21 protein-coding genes, 1 tRNA gene and 1 pseudogene are annotated in these 22,132 nt (G+C 34.2%); 19 read left to right on the top strand and 4 right to left on the bottom strand.

The genetic code is table 11. The annotated features are described in order from the left end of the window. Positions 1-24 precede the first annotated feature (24 nt). Positions 25-1,488: an OmpA family protein gene (locus LBP67_01900; GenBank protein MDR2083732.1), complete on the top strand. Its 1,464-nt coding sequence runs from the start codon at positions 25-27 to the stop codon at positions 1,486-1,488. A 241-nt stretch (positions 1,489-1,729) separates the two neighbouring features. Then, positions 1,730-2,092 carry an MGMT family protein gene (locus tag LBP67_01895; protein ID MDR2083731.1) on the top strand — a complete coding sequence of 121 codons (363 nt, stop codon included), beginning with the start codon at positions 1,730-1,732 and terminating at the stop codon, positions 2,090-2,092. A 22-nt stretch (positions 2,093-2,114) separates the two neighbouring features. On the opposite strand, the pseudogene LBP67_01890 reads toward LBP67_01895, so the two are convergent. Beyond that, a pseudogene (locus tag LBP67_01890) lies at positions 2,115-2,404 on the bottom strand (Fe-S cluster assembly protein SufB). A gap of 163 nt (positions 2,405-2,567) precedes the next feature. On the opposite strand from LBP67_01890, the gene LBP67_01885 reads away from it, so the two are divergent. The 10 genes from LBP67_01885 (at position 2,568) to LBP67_01840 (ending at position 12,101) form a co-directional block, all read left to right on the top strand. Continuing rightward, a tRNA-Thr gene (locus LBP67_01885) sits at positions 2,568-2,640 on the top strand. Positions 2,641-2,662: 22 nt separating this feature from the next. After that, positions 2,663-2,980 carry a TusE/DsrC/DsvC family sulfur relay protein gene (locus LBP67_01880; GenBank protein MDR2083730.1) on the top strand — a complete coding sequence of 106 codons (318 nt, stop codon included), beginning with the start codon at positions 2,663-2,665 and terminating at the stop codon, positions 2,978-2,980. A gap of 30 nt (positions 2,981-3,010) precedes the next feature. Beyond that, complete coding sequence (locus LBP67_01875) at positions 3,011-3,730, top strand: hypothetical protein (GenBank protein ID MDR2083729.1); 720 nt, start codon at positions 3,011-3,013, stop codon at positions 3,728-3,730. Continuing rightward, complete coding sequence (locus LBP67_01870; GenBank protein MDR2083728.1) at positions 3,727-5,013, top strand: (Fe-S)-binding protein; 1,287 nt, start codon at positions 3,727-3,729, stop codon at positions 5,011-5,013. The genes LBP67_01875 and LBP67_01870 overlap by 4 nt, the downstream gene beginning before the upstream one ends. 324 nt (positions 5,014-5,337) lie before the next feature. Then, positions 5,338-6,000 carry a fructose-6-phosphate aldolase gene (gene fsa / locus LBP67_01865; GenBank protein ID MDR2083727.1) on the top strand — a complete coding sequence of 221 codons (663 nt, stop codon included), beginning with the start codon at positions 5,338-5,340 and terminating at the stop codon, positions 5,998-6,000. A gap of 81 nt (positions 6,001-6,081) precedes the next feature. Next, positions 6,082-7,530 (top strand): Fe-S cluster assembly protein SufB, encoded by a 1,449-nt coding sequence (sufB, locus tag LBP67_01860; GenBank protein MDR2083726.1) that lies wholly within the window; start codon positions 6,082-6,084, stop codon positions 7,528-7,530. Between the two features lie 23 nt (positions 7,531-7,553). Then, on the top strand, positions 7,554-8,297 hold the full coding sequence (gene sufC, locus LBP67_01855; protein ID MDR2083725.1) for a Fe-S cluster assembly ATPase SufC: 744 nt from the start codon (positions 7,554-7,556) through the stop codon (positions 8,295-8,297). A 7-nt stretch (positions 8,298-8,304) separates the two neighbouring features. Beyond that, a complete protein-coding gene (gene sufD / locus LBP67_01850) occupies positions 8,305-9,642 on the top strand; it encodes a Fe-S cluster assembly protein SufD (GenBank protein MDR2083724.1) in 1,338 nt (445 codons plus the stop codon). Between the two features lie 205 nt (positions 9,643-9,847). Then, on the top strand, positions 9,848-11,065 hold the full coding sequence (locus tag LBP67_01845; protein MDR2083723.1) for a cysteine desulfurase: 1,218 nt from the start codon (positions 9,848-9,850) through the stop codon (positions 11,063-11,065). A 10-nt stretch (positions 11,066-11,075) separates the two neighbouring features. Beyond that, the gene (locus LBP67_01840) at positions 11,076-12,101 is read left to right on the top strand and encodes an FAD:protein FMN transferase (protein ID MDR2083722.1); all 1,026 of its coding nucleotides are present in this window, start codon (positions 11,076-11,078) and stop codon (positions 12,099-12,101) included. A gap of 77 nt (positions 12,102-12,178) precedes the next feature. Here LBP67_01840 and LBP67_01835 read toward each other — a convergent pair whose 3' ends face one another. The 3 genes from LBP67_01835 to LBP67_01825 form a co-directional block, all read right to left on the bottom strand. Then, positions 12,179-12,892: an NAD-dependent deacylase gene (locus LBP67_01835; protein MDR2083721.1), complete on the bottom strand. Its 714-nt coding sequence runs from the start codon at positions 12,890-12,892 to the stop codon at positions 12,179-12,181. A 91-nt stretch (positions 12,893-12,983) separates the two neighbouring features. After that, positions 12,984-13,433, bottom strand: a complete 450-nt coding sequence (rimI, locus tag LBP67_01830) for a ribosomal protein S18-alanine N-acetyltransferase (GenBank protein MDR2083720.1) — start codon at positions 13,431-13,433, stop codon at positions 12,984-12,986. 3 nt (positions 13,434-13,436) lie between these two features. Further along, the gene (locus tag LBP67_01825; protein ID MDR2083719.1) at positions 13,437-14,903 is read right to left on the bottom strand and encodes a RimK family protein; all 1,467 of its coding nucleotides are present in this window, start codon (positions 14,901-14,903) and stop codon (positions 13,437-13,439) included. A 555-nt stretch (positions 14,904-15,458) separates the two neighbouring features. On the opposite strand from LBP67_01825, the gene LBP67_01820 reads away from it, so the two are divergent. From LBP67_01820 to LBP67_01790, 7 genes are all read left to right on the top strand, one after another. Further along, positions 15,459-16,640: a site-specific integrase gene (locus LBP67_01820; protein ID MDR2083718.1), complete on the top strand. Its 1,182-nt coding sequence runs from the start codon at positions 15,459-15,461 to the stop codon at positions 16,638-16,640. 4 nt (positions 16,641-16,644) lie between these two features. Beyond that, positions 16,645-17,532, top strand: a complete 888-nt coding sequence (locus LBP67_01815; protein MDR2083717.1) for a hypothetical protein — start codon at positions 16,645-16,647, stop codon at positions 17,530-17,532. Between the two features lie 203 nt (positions 17,533-17,735). Beyond that, positions 17,736-18,005: a helix-turn-helix domain-containing protein gene (locus LBP67_01810; protein MDR2083716.1), complete on the top strand. Its 270-nt coding sequence runs from the start codon at positions 17,736-17,738 to the stop codon at positions 18,003-18,005. A 118-nt stretch (positions 18,006-18,123) separates the two neighbouring features. Next, positions 18,124-18,360, top strand: a complete 237-nt coding sequence (locus LBP67_01805; GenBank protein MDR2083715.1) for a hypothetical protein — start codon at positions 18,124-18,126, stop codon at positions 18,358-18,360. Then, positions 18,353-19,210, top strand: coding sequence for a DUF4373 domain-containing protein (locus LBP67_01800; GenBank protein MDR2083714.1), 858 nt, complete (start codon positions 18,353-18,355; stop codon positions 19,208-19,210). Before LBP67_01805 ends, LBP67_01800 begins: the two co-directional genes overlap by 8 nt. Beyond that, positions 19,197-19,895, top strand: a complete 699-nt coding sequence (locus LBP67_01795) for a hypothetical protein (GenBank protein ID MDR2083713.1) — start codon at positions 19,197-19,199, stop codon at positions 19,893-19,895. The genes LBP67_01800 and LBP67_01795 overlap by 14 nt, the downstream gene beginning before the upstream one ends. A 29-nt stretch (positions 19,896-19,924) precedes the next feature. Further along, entirely contained in the window at positions 19,925-22,132 is a 2,208-nt protein-coding gene (locus LBP67_01790) for a hypothetical protein (GenBank protein ID MDR2083712.1), read from the top strand.

Below are 22,132 nucleotides of genomic sequence, written 5' to 3'. Positions count from 1 at the left end.
AAAATTAATTAAATAAATAAAAAGATGAAAAAACACATTCTATTATTGTTATTAATACTTTTTAGTATCAATGTGATGTCTCAAGAAAAAGGTTCTTATCTTACAATTTCTGCCGGTGTAGGACCTACGGGGTACAAGTATGATATGACGGGAGTCAATTTTGCTGACCCGAAATGTGAGATCAAACTCGGCGGCCAAGTTGGTATAGGCTATAGTTATTACTTTACGAAACATTTTGGTATCTCTACCGGCGTTAATGTTTCGCGTTATAGAACTCATGGTAAATTAATGGGCAATTTTTCGAATTATGATCCTGAAGATGTTTTCAATTTGGGAAATTATACCGATAATGATCCTTTTGACGGACATATCACTGATTATGAGTTGAGAGTTAGAACTCAAGATTGGGTGGAACAACAAGCAGGATATTTTGCGGAAATTCCGTTAATGCTCAATTTTCAAACTAAATTCGGAAAAAATGAATATTGGGGATTGTATTTTGCTCTCGGAGCTAAATTCCAAATTCCTTTCAGCACTAAATATTCAATTATTGACGGAGACCACTCCGGACAAGCTAAATTGAATGTCTCCGGATATTATGAAGAAAGAAATCTCGAATTAGGAAGTTATGGAAACCCCGATATTTCACAACACGGATTCGGCGAAATATACAATCCGAGCGAAGTTCTGGCTAATTCAAAAGGTAACTTGGATTTCAAATTTAATGTTTCGGCTGTTGGTGAAATAGGATTTCTATTTTCATTAAGTAGAAGAGTAGATCTTAGTTTAGGCGCATTCATTGATTACGGATTGCTGAATATTAATAAAAAAGATATGTCTCAATCGATTTTCACGGGCCCTACCGAACAGGAATATACGGATTTAGCAGAAGGTTATAACGTGGCTAACGGCATTAAATATAGCTCAATTATTACAAGCGAATACGTTAATGACGTAACAACAATGTCTTATGGCGGTAAAATAGGCTTGCGTATTAAACTCGGCAAATTATCTGAAAAACCGACTATTCCTTGTGAAAATGATACTATATTCGTTTATGTTGTTGAAGAAGGTCCTGTTATTGAAGTACCTGTTGTTGATACGGTTTATATAGAAGTTCAACCGAAATATGATAATAATGATATTTATATCTTGTTGGAACCGATTTATTTCGATTTAGATAAAGCAAATCTGAGACCGGCAAGTATTGAAATTCTTAACAAGAAGGTTGATATATTGAATAAATATCCGGAGATTACCTTAACAATACTTGGTAATACCTGTGATTTAGGTAGCGATCCTTATAATTACAAATTAGGTCAACGACGTGCCGATGCAGCTAAGAATTATTTGATAAATAAAGGAATCTCTGCCGGAAGGCTCGAAACCGTAACACAATCAAGGTTTGAACCTGAAATGCCTAACACAACTGAATTCAATCGTTCACATAACAGACGAAGTGATTTCAGACCACATTTTCCCGAATAAAATCGAGTAATAAATAAGACTATTCCTAAAAAACCGTTGCAGGTTTAATAGTACCAAAATAGTCATTCTTATCAGACAGCTGTAAAGTTAACTTTGCAGCTGTCTGATTTTTATATGGTTTTAATTTACTGCCGTTAAAGGTTATAAAAGCCGTGAACGGAAAAATAGCATGTTTGTATGAGAAACAGCAAAATTACTATCTTTGCCTGTATTTCTCGGATTGAAAATTCATATCGGAAAAATGAAAACAAATGCTAAATTAGATAAAGAAGAATTCAGAGACCATGTATTTCAGATAGTCTCACTAATCCCCGAAGGGCGAGCCACAAGTTACGGAATCATTGCCCGGGCTATAGGCTATCCTAAACTGTCTCGCATGGTAGGCAGGGTATTGGCAAACAGTACCGCAAACTGTATTCCGGCTCACAGAGTAGTTAGCAGTCAGGGAATTTTATCCGGAAAAGATGCTTTTGAAACACCTACCATAATGCAGGAGCTATTAGAGTCGGAAGGAATTATTGTTGAAAATAACCGAATTAAAAATTGGAAAAGAATAGTTTGGGATCCTCTTGAAGAATTTCCTTTTGACGACGAATTGCTCTGATACAGTAATTATTACATTTTATTTTTACTTCGGCTTTCATAACCAAGATTTTCACAACATCTTCATAAAATTGATATTCATCGCGCTGCGGAGCAGCGAATCCTTCCGTATAAAAACATAAGAACTTTCTTTAGCAATAATCAATCTTCTCTCAAACCATCCCGCATTAGCGGCATTAATCCTGAAATAAGTTAAAAGTTTCACCGGTCATTACATTTTTAGAAATATAACAAAACAAGCCATCGCTAAAAACAGCCGAATTAAGAGCAGAAAAAAGTTGTCATTAGCAGGAACAACCGAGTCTAAATATTCTTAACCATATCAGGATGATTTATCTGCGATAGTAGAAAATTTTGAAGTAAGATTGACCATCAAATAATTCACTATTGAATTTATAATGCACTTAAATATACTATTTAAGAAAAATTTCGGAAAATTTTACTACTTTTGCACTTGGTCTTTAGAATTAGATCTTGCCTTCTTAGCTCAGATGGTAGAGCGGTTCACTCGTAATGAACAGGTCGCCGGTTCGATTCCGGTGGAAGGCTCAAAACATTAATAAAATTTATTATGGCAATAATCGAAATAGAAGGCAGATCTTTTGAAGTAGATGGTGACGGCTTCTTGGTTAATCCTCAAGAATGGAATGAAGAAGTTGCTCAATTATTTGCTAAATACGATGGTACCGGTGAACTTACCGAAACTCACTGGGCTGTTATCAACCATATCCGTCAACATTGGGAAAAAACAGATATGGCTCCAATGGTAAGAAGCATCTGTCAAGATACGGGAGTTAGATTACGTGAAATATATACCCTGTTTCCGCAAGGACCAGCTCGCGGCGCATGTAAAATAGCCGGCTTGCCAAAACCCGACGGCTGCGTATAATCTTAATTCGTAACTTTAATTCTTAATTATATGTCAATATATCATTGGCTTTTGCTCGCATCAATAATATTCTGCTTTATTGTTTGTCTCTGCTGGTTTTTGAGATTGATAAAACCGGTTAAAGACTACGCGGAACCAAAAGGAACAGTTAAAGATGGTGTTATATATTCCAGCACTGTTGCAATGCTTCCAAATCACAAAGAATCTGCTTACAAACATCTGCCCACTTATATCGGCGGAATAATCTTTCATATAGGAATTCTTACAGCAATTGTACTGATTATTCTGCAATTGATTATTCCTAATTTTATGCATTCGGCAGCACTTGGTAAGAATTATGATCTGGAAATTGAAATGTTGAAGTTGGGAAGTAAATTTACTTCTTGGACTTATGTTGAATGGCTTAGGTTGATTTTCGGCGTAGGCTTGATTATCAGCGCTTGTTGCGGAATGGGTATGTTGATAAAGAGAATTACGAATAAAGAATTAAAACATTTATCAACTCCTGACGATTATATTTCCAATATCTTAGTTACTTTATTTCTTTTGTCATCTGCTTTAGCGATGTTATTTCCTGTGTGCTCCTTCAGCAAACCGCTTGTTTTCATTATAGCAACATTAATGTTTATTTATATCCCGTTCGGAAAACTACGTCATTTCCTCTATTTCTTTAGTGCGCGCTATCAACTCGGTGTGTTCTTCGGCAAAAGAGGCGCTTGGTCAATGAAAAATAACAAAAACAACAAATGATGGCTAATACAACTGAAAAACAAAATAAGGCTCTGAAATTTTTTGATAGTCGTCTTAATGCTAAATTATTGACACATCTTAACAGTTGTGTTCATTGCGGACTTTGCGGAACCAGCTGCCAATATTATATTACAGAAGAAACCGCCAGAAATATGCCGGCTTGCAAAGTGGATCTTGTTGCGAGTATTTATCGTAGATACCACACTTTTGCAGGAAAGAACTTTCCAAAACTTACTAATGCCCGCCAACTTGATGATAAAATTACCGAAGAAATGATTGACGATTTATTCGGTAGATGTACAATGTGCGGCAGATGTGTTGCTCATTGCTCAATAGGTGTTGATATTCCTTTTGTTGTCAGAACCGGACGAATGCTGCTCCAACAAATGGATATGGTTCCTAAAAGTATTCAATCGACTGTTGATGCTGCGCTGAATACGGGTAATAACATGGCTATTCCAACTCAGGATTTTATTGATACCATTAATTGGTTGAATGAAGATCTTCAGTTTGAAGTTAATGACGATGAAGCAACAATTCCTCTTAATAAACACGGAGTAAAAATGCTTTATACATTGAATCCGCGCGAACCGAAATTCTTCCCGCTTTCAATTAGTGCCATTGCAAAAATATTTTATCTTGCAAAAGAATCTTGGACTATATCGACAGAATTTTATGATATTACCAATTATGCTTATTTCGTTGGAGATGAGGAAGGTGCAAAAATAATTACCAAACGTTTGATTGATGAAGCGCAAAAATTCGGTGCCGATACAATCATCCTCGGTGAATGCGGTCACGGTTCCCGTGCAATGCGTTGGGAAGGCCCTAATTGGTTGAAAGAAAAATATCCTGTAAAAACAATTACTGCCGTCGAACTTATTGCTCAGTATATTAAAGACGGAAGAATAAAACCCGATAAATCTAAAATTACCGATAGAGTTACTATTCATGATCCGTGTAATTTGGTTCGTAATGGCGGTATTATCGAAGAACAAAGATATATAGTAAATCAATGTTGCAGCGATTTTGTTGAAATGACTCCGCATGGAATCGATAATTTTTGTTGCGGTGGCGGTGGCGGACAATTAGCTATGAGCGAATACAATGAAAGACGTATGCGAATTGGTAAAATAAAAGCGGATCAGATTCGTGCTACCGGCGCAAAAATAGTTATTACTCCATGTCACAATTGTGTTGACCAGCTCAGTAGTCTGAATATCGAATATAAGCTCGGCGTAACAATTAAAACTATCGCTGAGATTGTCGCAGATGCATTATAGGTTTTAATGAAAATACGAAAGTAGATTGATTATTACGCAACTGTAAAATACAGTATCAAGGAATTTTATTCGGAATAATATAATTGATATTATAATTATTATTTAAAAATTAAATATCTATGATTGTAATTACACAACTTTATAGATTCTATCTGTTTTTATTTTCGATATTATATTATTAAACTTATCATATAAATGTAATTGCATCCGTTGCAGAACATCTTTCGTATTCCAAAAATTTCTTGTACTTTTGCATAAATTGAAAAATTATTATCATTATTTAAAATAAATTGATTCTCAAAATATTATTAATTATTAATTCTCATGAAATTCTTTTTAGATACAGCAAATTTACAACAAATTCAAGAAGCTCAGGAACTTGGCGTTCTTGACGGTGTTACCACAAATCCTTCATTAATGGCTAAAGAAGGTGTTAAAGGAGTAGAAGAAATTAAAAATCATTATAAAAAAATTTGTGAAATAGTCGATGGCGACGTTAGCGCCGAAGTGCTTTCAATGACTTATGAGGAAATGATTAAGGAAGGCGAGGAATTAGCTGCTCTTCATCCGCAAATTACTGTAAAACTTCCGTGTACAAAAGACGGAATTAGAGCTGTGAAATATTTTTCCGATAAAGGTGTTAAAACTAATTGTACTTTGGTGTTTTCGATCGGACAAGCTTTGCTTGCTGCAAAAGCCGGTGCTAAATACGTTTCTCCTTTTGTCGGAAGACTTGACGATATTTCCAGCGATGGTGTAGCCCTTGTAGCTCAAATAGTAGATATTTACAATTATTACGGTTATGAAACTCAGGTTTTGGCTGCATCTATAAGACATACTCAACATATAATCCAATGCCTTGAAGCAGGAGCCGATGTTGCAACTTGTCCGCTTAACGCAATACTCGGACTTCTTAAGCATCCGCTAACCGATCAAGGATTGGAAATATTTGCCAAAGATGCTATGAAAATGAAAGCTGAAAAATAAAATATTTGAAACGGAAATTTAAAGTTCCGCTTTAAAAATAAATAGGGTATATTAAACATAAAACATAGACCCAAAATTGTTATGAAAGAAAATCAAGATAATATTATAGAAAAATTTACTTCAACTGAATATCAGGACGGTTTCGTTACTGATATTCAGAATGAAAGTGCGCCGAAAGGTCTAAATGAAGATATTATCAGGTTTATTTCCGCTAAGAAAGAAGAACCGGATTGGTTGCTCGAATATCGTTTGAAAGCTTATCACAACTGGTTGAAAATGATTGAACCGCACTGGGCTCATCTTGATTATCCGCCGATCAATTATCAGGATATTATATATTATTCCGCTCCTATACAAAAGAAACAACTTGACAGTATTGACGATGTTGATCCTGAATTACTTAAAACTTTTGACAAGCTCGGAATTCCGCTCGAAGAACAAAAAAGATTGGCGAATGTTGCTGTTGATGCTGTGTTCGACAGTGTTTCTGTAAAAACAACTTTTCAAAATACTTTGAGCAAATATGGAATTATCTTCTGCTCTTTCAGCGAAGCCGTGAAAAATCATCCCGATTTAGTTAAGAAATATTTAGGCACGGTTGTCCCGGCTAATGATAACTTTTTTTCTGCTCTTAATTCCGCTGTTTTCAGCGATGGCTCGTTTTGTTATATTCCTAAGAATGTAAAGTGTCCGATGGAACTTTCAACTTATTTCAGGATTAATGCTGCCAATACGGGACAGTTTGAAAGAACATTGATTATTGCTGAGGAAGGTTCTTATGTTAGTTATATGGAAGGATGTACTGCTCCGCAACGCGATGAAAACCAGCTCCATGCGGCAGTTGTGGAAATTGTTGTGATGAAAGATGCGGAAGTAAAATATTCTACAGTGCAGAATTGGTATCCCGGCGATAAAGAAGGAAAAGGCGGTATCTATAATTTCGTTACAAAAAGAGGTATCTGTAAAGGAAATAATGCGAAACTTTCCTGGACACAAGTGGAAACCGGCTCGTCCAAAACTTGGAAATACCCGAGTTGTATTCTTCAAGGAGATAATTCTGTCGGAGAGTTTTATTCCGTTGCGGTTACAAATAACTACCAACAAGCAGATACCGGAACAAAAATGATTCATCTCGGAAAAAATACTAAAAGCACAATTATTTCAAAAGGAATCTCTTGCGGAAATAGCGATAACTCTTATCGCGGAATGGTCAAAATAGCTAAACAAGCTTCTAATGCCCGCAATTACTCACAATGTGATTCGCTTCTTTTTGGAAATAAATGCGGCGCTCATACTTATCCGTATATAATAACCGATAATAATTCTGCAATCATTGAACACGAAGCAACTACATCAAAAATATCTGAAGAACAATTGTTTTACTGTAATCAGAGAGGAATTTCTACGGAAACAGCAATCGGATTGATTGTCAATGGTTATGCAAAAGAAGTACTAAGCAGGCTTCCTATGGAATTTGCCGCTGAAGCAAGAAAACTGCTTTCAATAAGTCTTGAAGGCTCGGTTGGATAATTTGTTTATTAAAAATTAGTAACATGTTATTAGAAATAAAAGATCTGAAAGTTTCCGTTAACGGAAAAGAAATTTTAAAAGGATTATCTTTAAATGTCGATAAAGGCGAAGTTCACGCTATTATGGGTCCGAACGGAACCGGAAAAAGTACACTCGCATCCGTAATCGCCGGAAGAGATATATTCTCTATTGACAGCGGTGAAATATTATACAAAGGAAAAGACCTTACAAAATTAAGTGTTGATGAAAGAGCCAATGAAGGTATATTTCTAAGTTTTCAATATCCGGTTGAAATTCCGGGAGTTAGTATGGTAAATTTTATGAGAACCGCCATTGATGAAAAAAGAAAATATCAAGGTTTGGATCCTATAAGCATGCCGGAATTTATGTCAATGATGGAAGAAAAAAAGAAATTGGTTGAGTTGCAAGATAAACTTTCCGGGCGGTCTGTAAATGAAGGCTTTTCTGGCGGAGAAAAGAAAAAAAACGAAATTTTCCAAATGGCTATGCTCGAACCCGAACTTGCAATTCTTGATGAAACCGATTCGGGACTCGATATTGATGCGTTGAGAGTTGTTTCTAACGGAGTTAACAAGTTGAGAAACAAAAATAACGCTTTTATCATTATTACACATTATCAAAGATTACTCGAATATATTGTTCCCGATTATGTTCATGTTCTTTACGACGGCAAGATAGTTAAAAGCGGTAGTAAAGAATTAGCTCTTGAACTTGAAGAAAAAGGTTACGAAGGATTCAAAATTTAATTTAAGCATGTCGGATCTGAAAAAAATATTATCAAAATTCGCTGTTGAACGCATTCTTAAAGAAGAATCTTCATGTTTTAAATCATTTCGCCAGAAAGCTTTGGAAGAATTTGACCGAATAGGTTTTCCAGATAAAAAAGATGAGAATTGGCAGGATTTGAAACTCGATAAGTTTTTAACTAAAAATTATTCTGTTCAACCTATTTCCGGTAATTTTGATATAAATAATTTTTCTTGTGAGTTGAATTATATGAATGCGCATGAATATTATTTAATTAATTCGAATAAAATTGTTAGTAAAGGTGCCGATTCGAACATTGTAGTTAAGAATATTCTGGAAGTAGGGGAAAATACTTTAAATCAATTTTTTAATAAAATTGCGAAGAGTGATAAAAACGGATTTAATCTTGTAAATACGGCGGCTTTTACAGGCGGCTTTTTTATTAAAATTCCCGATAATACTAATATAGAAATTCCATTGCAATTCATAGCTTTAAATAATTATCAGGAAAATTATTTTTCTAATGTCAGAAATTTAATTATCATCGGAAAAAATTGTAATGTGAAAATTATTCAATGTGAAGATACTCTTTCTAATAACGATTATTTCTTGAATAGTTTGACTGAAGTTTTTGTTGATGAAAATTCTTACATGGAGCTATATAAAATGTATAATATCTCTAATTCTTCCGCGTCGGTTAGTTCGATCTATATCAATCAAGAAAGAAATAGTACTGTAAAATCATTTTCTTTTGAACTGAATGCCGGATTGCTTCGAAGTAATATTTTGACGAATTTAAACGGACAAAATGCGGAGTCTTTATCTTATGGAATTTATTTTGCCGATAAACAACAACAGATTGATAATAATGTGAAAGTTAATCATATTGTGCCAAATTGTTCCAGTGAGCAAATTTTCAAAGGAATTATTGATGATATGGCCCATTCCATTTTTAACGGCTTAATTGTTGTTGATAGGGAAGCTCAGAAAACAGCAGCATCACAAATCAATAGAAATATTTTATTAACGGATAAAGCAAGAGCAATTTCAAAACCTTTTCTGGAGATTTATGCCGATGACGTGAAATGTAGCCATGGCGCAACAATAGGACAATTGGATGAAAATGCCCTGTTCTATCTTCAGGCGCGCGGTATTTCATTTGAAAAAGCAAGAATGTTATTGCTTCATGCCTTTGTGGGAGAAATTATTTCCAAAATAAAGATCGATGCAATTTCTGTTCGTATAAATGACCTTGTGAAAAAACGCTTGAACGGCGAGTTATCCGATTGTAAATCCTGTATTTTAAGGTGCAGCGATGCGCAAATAGATAAAGATTGTCATTGATAGTAAATTTCGAATTATCTTTGAAAACGGTTTAATTCCAGTTGTTCAGAATTTTCGGATAACTGCATAAAATAATAATTAACAATGAAATATTTGCAAATATTGGAATAAACAAATATGTTGATTTAGTTATGTTATTTTCTCCGAATCATTTTATTATTAAGTTTTTCGAAATAAAGGAACTAAAAATTTTAAACTAAAGATTATGAATATAAAAAATATCCGTTCAAAATTTCCGATTCTTGAAAGAGCAATCTACGGAAAGCCCTTGATTTATCTTGATAATGCCGCTACTACTCAGAAACCGCAATCTGTTATTGATGAGCTTGTTAATTACTACAAAAATGAAAACAGCAATATTCATCGCGGAGTGCATTTTCTTAGTCAGCATGCTACGGAAAAATATGAAGGAACCCGGTATAAAATAAAAGAGTTTATTAACGCAAAACTTTCCGAAGAAATAATATTTACACGGGGCACAACAGAAGCTATAAATCTGGTGTCGAGTTCTTTCGGGGAGAAGTTTCTTAATGAAGGTGATGAGGTAATTATTTCCGCTTTAGAACATCACTCGAATATTGTTCCTTGGCAATTAATTTGCGAAAAAAAGAAAGCGCACTTAAGAGTAATTCCAATCAATGAAAAAGGTGAAATAATTATTGAAAAATTAATTGAATTAATCAATAAAAAAACTAAAATCATAGCCGTTGCACATGTTTCAAACGCACTCGGCACAATAAATCCGATTAAGAAAATCATAGAAATAGCGCATGAAAATAATATTCCCGTATTAATTGACGGAGCTCAGGCAATCTCACATTTTAATGTTGACGTTCAGGAACTTGATTGCGATTTTTATTGTTTTTCCGGTCATAAAATGTATGCTCCTATGGGTATCGGTGTTTTATACGGTAAAAAGGAATTGCTGGATAGCATGCCGCCATATCAGGGTGGAGGAGAGATGATTAAAACGGTAAGTTTTGAAAAAACAACTTATAATGATTTGCCTTTTAAGTTCGAAGCCGGAACCCCTAACGTTGGCGATGCTCTTGCATTGAGTTCCGCCATAGATTTTATTAATAATATCGGTTACGATAATATTATTAAGTACGAAACGGAATTGCTGGATTATTGTCTCTTAGAAATGAAAAAGCTCGGTTTTGTAAGAATTATCGGCACTTCCGAACATAAAGCAGGCGTAATCTCATTTTTAATTAACGGTGTTCATCCTTATGATACGGGAATTATTCTTGATAAAATGGGAATAGCCATAAGAACCGGACATCATTGTGCCGAACCGGTTATGGATTTTTTCAAAATTCCGGGTACGGCAAGAGCTTCATTTGCAATTTATAATACTAAAAGGGAAATAGATGCATTTATACAGGGGCTTGTTTCGGTAAATAAAATGTTTAAATCTTGAATCAATACATATGAATAAAATTTTTAAAAACTGGTTTAGAAACTTTGTGATTATATTACTCTTTTTGAGTGCTATACCTGTTTCATCACAAAGATTAAACAATCCGTTGCAATTTATTATCGAAGGGTTTACACAAGGAACTTATTACCGCGTGGTCTATTATGCATTTGATTCGGTTGTAAAGAAAATTGAAGTTGAAAAATTTTTAGCAGATTTTTTACAAACCGCTTCTTTGTGGGAACCGAATTCAATTGTTTCTAAAATCAATGATAATAAAGAAGTTGAGTTGAATGAAGATTTTATAGGAATATTCAATCTCTCCCAGAAAGTTTCGAAAATGTCGGACGGAGCTTTTGATATTACAGCAGGAAACCTTATCAATTTATGGGGTTTCGGAAATAAAAACGAACAACAACCGTCGAAACATGCGATAGATTCTTTAAAGATGTTTGTAGGATATCGGAACATTGAATTAAGGAACAATAAAATTTATAAAAAATATCCTGAAATTTCACTTAATTTGAATGCGATAGCCAAAGGATATTCTGTTGATTTGCTATCTGAACAATTAAAAAAGAAAGGATTAAATTCATTTCTGGTTGATATCGGAGGAGAAATTCGTGCAAGCGGCAAAAAACCTAATGGAAAACTGTGGGCAATAGGAATAGAAGAACCTTCGGAAAATCAAGATTCAAGCAGAGATATACATAATATTATAGTTTTTACCGATAAATCAGTTGCAACATCGGGAACATACAGAAGATTTTATTTAAAAGACGGAATAAAATATTCACATACAATTGATCCCAAAACGGGTTATCCGGTTGCACATACTTTATTGAGTGTAACCGTAATTGCAGATGATTGCGGAACCGCCGATGCATTTGCTACCGCTTTTATGGTAATGGGAAAAGAAAAATCTTTGGAATTTCTGAAAACTCATCCCGAGTTTGATGCCTACTTTATTTATTCCGAGAAAGACGGATCGCTGAAAACGATGTACACGAGAGGCTTTGAGAAGTATTTAACAAGATAAAATGTACTAAACGTTAAGAATAAATATCTCATTGTCAATTTGCCGATTAATTTAATTCGCTGATTCTGAAGATTTTATCAATTTGTAAATTTATCAAACCGCATTAATTTCGAAACCAATTTTTCTACCCCAACTGTAGCCTTCTCCCTAATAATATAAAGATTTTCAATATTCTGATAGTTTTCGGCATTAGGGTCAATCAGATATTTCGGTACATTGTTATTAATTAGATATAACAATGATGCTGCCGGATAAACTTGAAGAGAAGTTCCTATGACAATAAAAATATCGGCTTGTTGAGAAATTTCCATTGCAAGGTTAAAATTCGGCACATCTTCACCGAACCAAACAATATGCGGTCGTAATTGCGAACCGAGTTCACACATATCACCTATTTTCACTTCCCAATGTTTAAGTTCGTATATCAGGTTAGAGTTAACCGTACTTCTAACCTTTTTTAATTCTCCGTGGAGATGTAATACATTTGAAGAACCGCCGCGTTCATGTAAATCATCCACATTTTGTGTAATAACCGTTACATCATATTTTTTCTCAAGTTCCGCAAGTTTTGTATGTGCATTATTCGGCACAACTTCAAACAATTGCTTTCTTCGCGCATTGTAAAAATCTGTAACCAATTGAGGATTTTTCGCCCATGCCATAGGAGTACATACGTCCTCTATTTTATGATTACACCATAATCCGTCGGAATCTCTGAATGTTGATATTCCGCTTTCGGCACTAATTCCTGCGCCGGTAAGTATTACTATTTTTGCCGATCCTTTTTGCATGATGCAAAATTACATGATTTTTATTTTAATTATGATGATTAAAAAGTGGAATTACACTATTAAAACGACAAAGTTCTGATAGATAAGATTCTTATTCGATTTTCAGCCGCATAATACAAGCATCCGTTCCGTCGGTATAATATTCTTTTTTGATAGTCTTCTGAACAAAACCGTATTTTTCATACAAGCCGATTGCCGGTAGATTTGTGGTTTTCACCTCCAGCGAAACGATTTTTAATTGTTTTTGTTTCGCATATTCAATTGCAGTTGTGATAAGTTTATCGGAGAAATGCTTTCCTCTTTCAGAAGGGTGAACAGCGATGGAGTAAATCCGCAAAACATTTGTCTTAGGACGATGCAATAAAGACATGTAAGCAACAATTTTATCACCGGATTTTAGAATATAGAATATTCCTTTTGCCCGGTTGATGAGATAAGCAAGTTGTCTTCTGGAAAACTTTTCGGCACCAAAACTTTGATTTTCTATTTCAAATATCCTATCTAGGTCGGCGGAAGTTGCCTGAGTAATTATTGAGCCCATTGATTAATGATGTTTTAATTCCATACAACGAATAAAATGATTCAATATCCTGTAATACAATTCATCGCCCAGAATAGCATCTTCTATTCCATAATCGATATTTGGATTATCGTTTATTTCAATCACAACGGCACGGTCGTTTACCACCTTTAAATCAACTCCGTACAATCCTTTTCCTATACATGAAGTAGCCTTGATGGCTGTTCGTAAAACATTCTGCGGAACCTGATAAATCGGAATTGTATTTACCAATCCGGATTGACTTTTTCCGGTATCCAGATGATGATAAATTTGCCAATGCCCTTTAGCCATGTAATACTTGCAAGCGAAAATTGCTTCGCCGTTCAAAATACCTATACGCCAATCAAAATCAGTCGGAATAAATTCCTGAGCAAGCAAAATAGCTGATTTCTCAAATAACATATTCAAGGCAATATCCAATTCCTGTTCATTATTTATTTTATGCATTCCATGAGAAAATGAACCATCGGGGATTTTCAAAATGAACGGAACTCCCAGTTGGGTACTAATCTGTTCGAAAGAATTATCATTTGATTTGAAAATCAACATGGATGCGGGCGCCGGTATTTTTTCTTTTTCCAATAATTCGTTGAGATATACTTTATTGGTACAACGTATAATCGACAGAGGATCATCAATAGCAACCATATCGTTCATCATAGCTTTTTGTGACAGGTGAAACGTAAAATGGTTCAGCGAAGTGGTGGTGCGGATGAACAAAGCATCAAATTCCATCAGTCGCATAGCATCTTCTTCGGTGATAAGTTCAGTGTAAATACTCATTTTTTTTGCAATCTCCATAAATTTGGAAATTGCTTTTTTGTTGCTCGGAGGAAATTTCTCTTCCGGATCGTACAAAATTGCAAGACTGTAACGCATCGACTTAGGAGTTCGGGGTGTTCGCCATACTTTCTTGCTGAAATTGTCCAAAGCTTCCGCAAAATAATCCTGTTCCTTTTCATTCAAGTCTTTCAATGACAATGATTGGATTGTTTCAATCTGATTTCGAGACCGGGTATTAAACCCGACTCTCAACAAAGGACAGGGATAATTGTCGAAGATAAAACGGGCAACTTTTTTCAAGCCTTCTTCTTGGCATGTGCCAAAATAAACATTCAGATACCAGATATCATCTGTAATATTTTTCTTTTGTATCCATTGATAACAGGTTTTCTGCAGATTACGATCCATTCGAATACCCGTTCCTGTCTCCAGCTTATTGATAATTTCAACGCCAGGAATAACTTTTTGTCCCCGCGTTTGTGCCAGCAATGAACAATAATATCCTTCGGAATTGTAACTATAATCATTACTCAGGTTTATAACAAGTCTGGATTCTTTTCCATGTAGTTTATGCTTCAGATAATCAGGCACAGTTAAAATACTGTTGGTTTCATAGTATGGTTTCCAATCGTTTATACTATCCAACAAAATCAATACGTCATTCATAAATTGTATTAACCGGTTTTTAGGTTAAAAAACTTTTTTTTACAAGTTTTCTTCAAAGAAAAAATGTTCATTATGCTGCAAAAGTACAAAAAGTAGGCTTTTTTCATACAAAAGCATAAAAATTATTTGCCGTTAATAATCAATATAATAAATCAGATACAATCAAATTTAATGATAATAATTTATTAATTGCTTTCCAATGACGAACATATTAACCGTTTTGCCTTTTGCAAAGCTGGGAGCAAATTTGAAAAACGAACACTGTCGCTGAAAAGAATATACGTGCTTCTGTCAATAAAAAAAGCCCAACCGATTAATTATCAGTTAGGCTTTTTCTTCCCCGTACCCGAGGCCTGTACAATACCATGAAAATATAAGAAAACAAAGGAAGATAAAAACTAATTAGATCAGGCGTTTAAGTAAAAATATGATTTTTTATTTTCTTATATTTGTTTCTTTTTATACTCTTTTTTGTCCCCCATTTGTCCCCCAATAAATTATGTTGATTATCTTTGCAAATAAAAGAAAACAAAAGAGTAATAAAATCAATCAGTCATGGCAAAAATAGACAATACCAAAACAGATAATCCAAAGTTGATGACAAAGAAACTTGCCGACGGCCGGGAAAGCCTATATTTGTGGTATTATTATGGAAGTACAACGAGTTATGATGACACAGGGAAGAAGATAACCAAATCGGATAGACAAAAAGAGTTTTTAGGGCTTTACCTAATCAATTCAAGAAACCCTATAGATAAACTTCAAAACAAACAAACTTTAGAGCTTGCAAAGGAAATAAGAGCAGAGAAAGAACGAGAATTAAAAGAACAACAAACAGGATATAGAATACCAAAAACTAAAAACATTAACCTACATGATTATTTTAAATCATACATTAACAGGTATACAAAAAAAGATATAAGAGTTATTGTTATGGCTTATAATCGTTTTAAAGCATTCTTGCAAGAAGATGACAGGTATATTATTTATCAAGAAAGGCTAAAACCCGAACAGCTAACAATAGATATGATGAAGTCCTATGCTGAATATTTAGAAAGCACATCAAAGGGCGAGGGTGCAAAAACAATCTTATCACGTTTTAAGAAAATGATAAATAATGCTATTGAACAAGGTATTTTAGTGAAAAACCCATGTGCAAGCATTAAATGTAAAGCCGATGACCAAATATTAAAAAAAGATGTTCTTAGTATTGAAGAAATGGAAACACTTATACAAACAACATACCCCGAACAAAACCAAACCATCAGGAAAGCATTTATTTTTTGCATGTATTCCGGAATTAGATTTTGTGATATAAAAGAGTTGAGGTTTAAAAATGTTGATTATTCAAACAAGATACTATCATTTGAACAAGCCAAAACAAGCGGCAAAAGCACGTCAAGTGGCGTTATTATTCCCTTAAATGATGATTTACTTAACCTCATCGGGAAACCTCAACAGAACGGCTTAGATGAGTTGATATTTAACCTTCCAAGTTCAACGATGTGTAACAAAGCATTATCACGTTGGACAAAGAGAGCAGGAATAAATAAACATATCACATGGCATTGTGCAAGACATTCTTTTGCCGTTAATATTTTGAATAACGGTGCGAATATAAAAACCGTTGCAAGTCTTTTAGGACATTCAGGATTAAAACACACAGAGAAATATACACGAGCAGTAGATAGTTTGAAACAGGATGCTATAAATAGTTTGCCAAAAATAAATATTTAATATCATGGATATAGATAAACCAACAGCATACGAGCTATTAAGAGAAAATGACAGTATCATAAACAATACACGAGTATTTTCTGATGAAGCGACAAAGGAATTTATATTTGGTATAGTTTGTATTTTACTAAAAAACCAAGAAACACAAGCCCCAGGTAAAATATCTGCACAAAAAATGAAAAATAACTTTTTTTGTATTAATGAAAATATGTTAAGTTTTGAAGGAAAAGTAAATAATGATATTAAAGAAACTAATTTAATAGTTTTTAAGAATATTTGCGACTCGAAATTTGTTTACAAAAAAGATGATGGTTTTGAACTATTTTTAAGGGGATATGTTAATAATAAAATTGATAACGATTTTACAACTAATATAAGCACAATAGAGGCAATAGATACAATAGAAAACAGAACTATTATTTATGATTGTTTTAAAAATGAATTGTTGCTTTATCATAATTATTGTATTTTGGATTTGCTCAATAATGAAAGAAATTTAAATAACAATACAGAGCTGCAACAAAACACCTCAATTCATGAATCAATACAACCTCCACAAAACGAGATTCAAGAGGGGATTAGACAGTTTACAGATGAACAAAAGGATTTATTGAAAAGTTATTTTGATCCTACCTTTAAAGGCATGGGAAGAAGCTTTAATTATTTTGATGAAAATTTATTAATCGATTTACGAAAAAAGAGAATAGGCAGAGAGTATGCGGAAGTAGCTCTTTTGATTTTCGACAGTGGCAAATTTATCAAAAAGAGGAAAGAAACATTTACAAGTTGGTATAAAATGTTTTGTAGTCTAATGGGAATAAAAGAGACTACATACAAAAAATCACAATTAAATCCTAATGACGAATTAAGAAGGGAATTTTATTATTTGTAGTTACCTGAAATTTACCAATACATTCACCTAAAAACGCTGTAATTATTTAAATCACAGCGTTTTTTGTTTTTATGAAAATCACCTAAACAGCTGCATTTTTTTAGTTTGCTTTCCTTTGCAAAGTAATTACAATAACGGATTATCGATAATTCATTTTATTAATTCTTTAAATTTTCAATAAAATGGAAAATATTATTAACGAGTTGCAAGAAATAAGACAACTCACAATGTTAGGAGTTAAAGAAGCTCTAACAATGAACGACGCAAGCCTTTTCACAGGTTTGAGCAAAAGTCACCTCTATAAATTGGTATGTTCAAAGAAAATCCCTTACTATAAATCGGATGGGGGCAAGTTTACATATTTTGACAAAGAGGAACTAACAAAATGGATGTTGCAACATCGAATTAAAACCGCTGATGAAGTCGAGCAAGAAGCAACATCATATTGTATGAAAGGCGGTAAACATGAATAATCAAAAAAAATGCCCCGCCAATAAGCAAGGGCTATTTTCTTATGACAAAGATAGGTATTTTGCTACACAAATGCAAATAGTCTTCAAATCTTTTTCTCAATCACCCAAGACCATGTTGATGGTAGCACAAGAAACAGGAATTTATCGAGCGAATATTTGCAGGTACGTAAGGGAATTTAAAAAGAATGATAGATTGTTTCTTGTCCGCAAGGGAATTTGCCCAATTTCTAAACATAGAGCGGGTTTCTACACTTCTAACGAGGATAACATTGAATTTACGTATAAGGATGGCTTCTATATTCCTAACGAAGATAAGAATATCGTTGGCTACGATCAAAATAAACGACATGAATAGTTATTTCCCACATGACAGCAATGCCAGGAACTCCGTTGAACTTATTTCTGTAAGAATGAAGTTCGGAATAGAGGGATATGGAATTTATTTTATGATACTTGAACGGTTGAGAGACGAGCCTGACTACATGAGCATAAGAAATTATGATATTATCGCTTATGAATTACGTACTGAAACCGACAAGGTGAAATCAATTGTTGAAGATTTTGGATTGTTTGATTTTACCGATGACGGTAAATGCTTTTACTCTGAGAGTTTCTGTCGGCGAATGGAAGAAAGAAATATTAAAACTAAAGTATTGTCTGACAGCGGAAAAAAGGGAGCAGAAAAGAGGTGGAATAAGGGTGGGAATAGCCACCCTATAGCCACCCTATCAAATACTGATAGCCACCCTATAGCCACCCCAATAGCCTCCGATAGCAATAATATGATATTAGATAATATAAAAGTAGATAATATAAAATTAAATAATATAAAATTAGATTTATATCCTTTACAGGATATTGTCGAAATTTTCAATTCCGACTTGCCACTGTCAATTCCCAAAATTAAAAAACTTAATGAAAAAAGAAAAAACAAAGTTAAGTTACGCCTTTCGGAATTTGGAGATAGTGTAGAAATTCAAGAAAAGACTTTTAGGGAAATTATTGAAAAAATCAAAAAATCAGACTTCTTGCAAGGGGAAAACAAAAATTCTTGGATTGTTACATTTGATTGGATTTTTGAGAATTCCACGAATTGGACAAAAATTCTTGAGGGTAATTTTGATAACAAAGAAAGAAAAAGTTCCGATAAAAAGAAAGAAAGTTTGAATGTTAACGATAAATGGAAAAATTATGAGCAGAATTGATGAATTGATAAAAAATATCCACGAAGAAAAAACAGAAAGGGCAGTACAGCGCCGTCAATATAATTGCCAACTTAGTGAAATTATGCGACTTGTAACTGCTATCGGAAAAGATAAATTTCCACATTTTGTTATTGATAACAAAAATAGATTCACTTATGAGAATACTCTTTTGTGGCTTATAGGTCAAAACTTCAAGTGTTTAAACCCTAATGACAGAAGTATTATTGATGGTAATCTTCAAAAGGGAATCTATATTGCAGGCTCTACAGGCAGCGGGAAAAGCATATTGCTTGAGATTATTTGCGAAGTGGCATTGCGTATAGGTATTCTATTTGGATATGGTGATGATATTAAGATGCTTACAGGCAACTGTGTAAGAGCCCAATCAATATGTGATGAATTTAAGGATAGCGGCGAAATTAAAGCTTATAAAGAAGCCCCAATTTTGTTTATTCAAGATTTAGGGGCAGAACAAACCGAAACTATGTTTATGGGAAATCGAAACAACGTATTGCGGGAGATTCTTGAACATAGGGGGGATAATAAGCGATGTATCACACTTATAACATCAAACAATATGATAAATGACAATGACAATATTGCCAAATATGGCGACAGGGTAATCAGTCGTCTGCGTGAGATGTGTAATTACTTCGTATTAACGGGTGCTGATCGTAGAAATTAATGAAATACAAATAATTTAAAAAAATAGTTATGAAAATATGTCCAATATTTAAATTTGCATTGGCAAATACAAAGGGAGAAGAATTCCCTGTTAAACTTATTTGGGGCGATGAAGCTTCAAAGTCAGTTACTAAAGAAGACGGTTATTATTTTTTCAGAGAGAAATTAAACGGTACGTTTACGCTGTTTAAAAATGATCTGCGAACTCTTAATAATTTTGATATTGATGAAGAAATCATTTTACTTTGCTATATTTCCTATAATCGTTTATCTTGGGAATTATACGCTAAGGGCAAGTTCTATTATACTGATTGTTGGTTTAATCAAGACGATCTCAATGTTTCATTCTCAGTACGGGAATTTGATAAATATTCTCAATTCCTGACCGATATTGACAGGGAGTTTAATTTGATTGAGCTTGCGCCTGCTGCAAAAAGGATAAGCTATGATAAAAGACCATGTTTACAGATATACGGTCAGGGAGACAGCTCTCTTGGCTGTTTTATCGGCGGGACTTATTGGGAACAATCATGTGGAGTAGTAACCAACGAAAGTGAATTGTCTAACAAGTATCGATTCAGCTTTGCGGGTTGGATTTGGAACTGCAATGTCACAAGTCCTCGTGAAGAATTTAACGGGGTGTATATTATGAGAAGAGAAAATTATAATGAACAACAGATAGAAGACGTCACTTTCTACAAATACGATGACCCTACAAAGGTATTTAAGGGAGAATATAACGACAACGGCGGAGTTAATCCCTTTTGGACTTATGCGTTTTATGATAACGGTGAAGAGAATCCTGCTTTGGAAATTCTATCTATCGGCGGTGATTTTCCCTATGATGTTTATTTCCCAAACAATCAAATAGCAGTAACGGGCTTTTACGATATGAAACTCTGGGCTCGTTGGTTCTTGGGTGATATTGATAATTTTGACGGTCAAACTACATTTCCTATTCCTGATGAAGATATTACGGATAATAATTTGAACTATTCAAAAGTTGTAAGGGCGTTAAATGTTCCTGTGTATATCAACGACCAATACACTACACATCCGACACAATACGGATTACGCAAAGACTCACAGGTTGATTATTACCTGCCGCCGCCAAACACTGATAAGAATTTTATCCCCATAGGTCGTAACTCTTGGGGTGATATTTCGGCTTGGTATTCGTTCTCTGATTATGATTGGCAGCTTGAAGTTTCAGGGCGTGAAAACCATGAATTAAGAGACAGCTATTCATTCGCTGACAGTATAAACGTTATACTGCAAAAATTAGGCACAGGGATAACACACGAGGCAACTCCGGATTACAGTATGGTATTATATTCGTCACTTAGTCTATTTCCCAATGTAGGACATTTATTCTTGACACAAAACACGAATATCCTTCATGGAGAATATACACAGCCGGCACAGAAATTAAACATCACATTAAGAAAGCTCTTAGATACCGTTTGTAATGCTTATAATCTTAGTTGGTGGATTGATGAACAAAATAGGTTAAGGATTGAGCATGTGTATTTCTTTAGGAATGGATTCAGCTACACACCGCCGGAGACAATATTCGATTTAACGGCTTTAAAATGCCCGCCACACGGTAAAAGTTGGGCTTTCGGACTTAATAAGTGCAAATATGACTTATCCAATATCTCGGCTCAAATAGTGCTGAAATTACAGGATAAACAAAGTAAGGTCTTCGAGGGTTATCCTATTGAGATTCTTGCAGCATACGCAAAAGATGGAGCGATAACGAATCTTAGTATAGAATGCGACACCGATATTGATTTTGCTCTTGTTTCTCCGGAAGATATAAATAAGGACGGTTTCACCTTGTTTGCATGTGATAAAAACGGTGATGATTATAGCGTAAGGTACGTTACACTTAACGATGGAACGAAAGATAAATTAGTACTCCAAAACGGTACATTAAGTATTTATTTCCTTGCCGCCAATTATCACAAATTCGATAAACCGAGTAGAAAACTTCTTATTAATAACGAAGAAGTTGAGACTATAGGGATATCGAAGAATAAGACACAAGAAGTAAGGTTTCCGTCCATCAAAGACCTTGATACGACGGTATTAATTAAAACTGAAATGGGAATAGGACAAATTGACGGCTATACTATTTCACTTAACACAAGATACGTAAGGGGGAATCTAAAATATGAGACTGAAAAGGTTAATAGATTTCTATTATCTTTCGGCAGTCGTAGACTAATCGATTAG

It is taken from the genome of Bacteroidales bacterium, assembly GCA_031276035.1.
GTDB lineage: Bacteria > Bacteroidota > Bacteroidia > Bacteroidales > BM520 > RGIG7150.
This window is presented reverse-complemented; position numbering and strand designations above follow the sequence as displayed.

What these genes read in the sequence shown, in the direction of transcription:
- LBP67_01900 (MDR2083732.1), top strand. Translation starts at nt 25, where the DNA reads ATGAAAAAACACATTCTATTATTGTTATTAATACTTTTTAGTATCAAT.
- LBP67_01895 (MDR2083731.1), top strand. Translation starts at nt 1,730, where the DNA reads ATGAAAACAAATGCTAAATTAGATAAAGAAGAATTCAGAGACCATGTA.
- LBP67_01880 (MDR2083730.1), top strand. Translation starts at nt 2,663, where the DNA reads ATGGCAATAATCGAAATAGAAGGCAGATCTTTTGAAGTAGATGGTGAC.
- LBP67_01875 (MDR2083729.1), top strand. Translation starts at nt 3,011, where the DNA reads ATGTCAATATATCATTGGCTTTTGCTCGCATCAATAATATTCTGCTTT.
- LBP67_01870 (MDR2083728.1), top strand. Translation starts at nt 3,727, where the DNA reads ATGATGGCTAATACAACTGAAAAACAAAATAAGGCTCTGAAATTTTTT.
- fsa (MDR2083727.1), top strand. Translation starts at nt 5,338, where the DNA reads ATGAAATTCTTTTTAGATACAGCAAATTTACAACAAATTCAAGAAGCT.
- sufB (MDR2083726.1), top strand. Translation starts at nt 6,082, where the DNA reads ATGAAAGAAAATCAAGATAATATTATAGAAAAATTTACTTCAACTGAA.
- sufC (MDR2083725.1), top strand. Translation starts at nt 7,554, where the DNA reads ATGTTATTAGAAATAAAAGATCTGAAAGTTTCCGTTAACGGAAAAGAA.
- sufD (MDR2083724.1), top strand. Translation starts at nt 8,305, where the DNA reads ATGTCGGATCTGAAAAAAATATTATCAAAATTCGCTGTTGAACGCATT.
- LBP67_01845 (MDR2083723.1), top strand. Translation starts at nt 9,848, where the DNA reads ATGAATATAAAAAATATCCGTTCAAAATTTCCGATTCTTGAAAGAGCA.
- LBP67_01840 (MDR2083722.1), top strand. Translation starts at nt 11,076, where the DNA reads ATGAATAAAATTTTTAAAAACTGGTTTAGAAACTTTGTGATTATATTA.
- LBP67_01835 (MDR2083721.1), bottom strand. Translation starts at nt 12,892, where the DNA reads ATGCAAAAAGGATCGGCAAAAATAGTAATACTTACCGGCGCAGGAATT.
- rimI (MDR2083720.1), bottom strand. Translation starts at nt 13,433, where the DNA reads ATGGGCTCAATAATTACTCAGGCAACTTCCGCCGACCTAGATAGGATA.
- LBP67_01825 (MDR2083719.1), bottom strand. Translation starts at nt 14,903, where the DNA reads ATGAATGACGTATTGATTTTGTTGGATAGTATAAACGATTGGAAACCA.
- LBP67_01820 (MDR2083718.1), top strand. Translation starts at nt 15,459, where the DNA reads ATGGCAAAAATAGACAATACCAAAACAGATAATCCAAAGTTGATGACA.
- LBP67_01815 (MDR2083717.1), top strand. Translation starts at nt 16,645, where the DNA reads ATGGATATAGATAAACCAACAGCATACGAGCTATTAAGAGAAAATGAC.
- LBP67_01805 (MDR2083715.1), top strand. Translation starts at nt 18,124, where the DNA reads ATGGTAGCACAAGAAACAGGAATTTATCGAGCGAATATTTGCAGGTAC.
- LBP67_01800 (MDR2083714.1), top strand. Translation starts at nt 18,353, where the DNA reads ATGAATAGTTATTTCCCACATGACAGCAATGCCAGGAACTCCGTTGAA.
- LBP67_01795 (MDR2083713.1), top strand. Translation starts at nt 19,197, where the DNA reads ATGAGCAGAATTGATGAATTGATAAAAAATATCCACGAAGAAAAAACA.
- LBP67_01790 (MDR2083712.1), top strand. Translation starts at nt 19,925, where the DNA reads ATGAAAATATGTCCAATATTTAAATTTGCATTGGCAAATACAAAGGGA.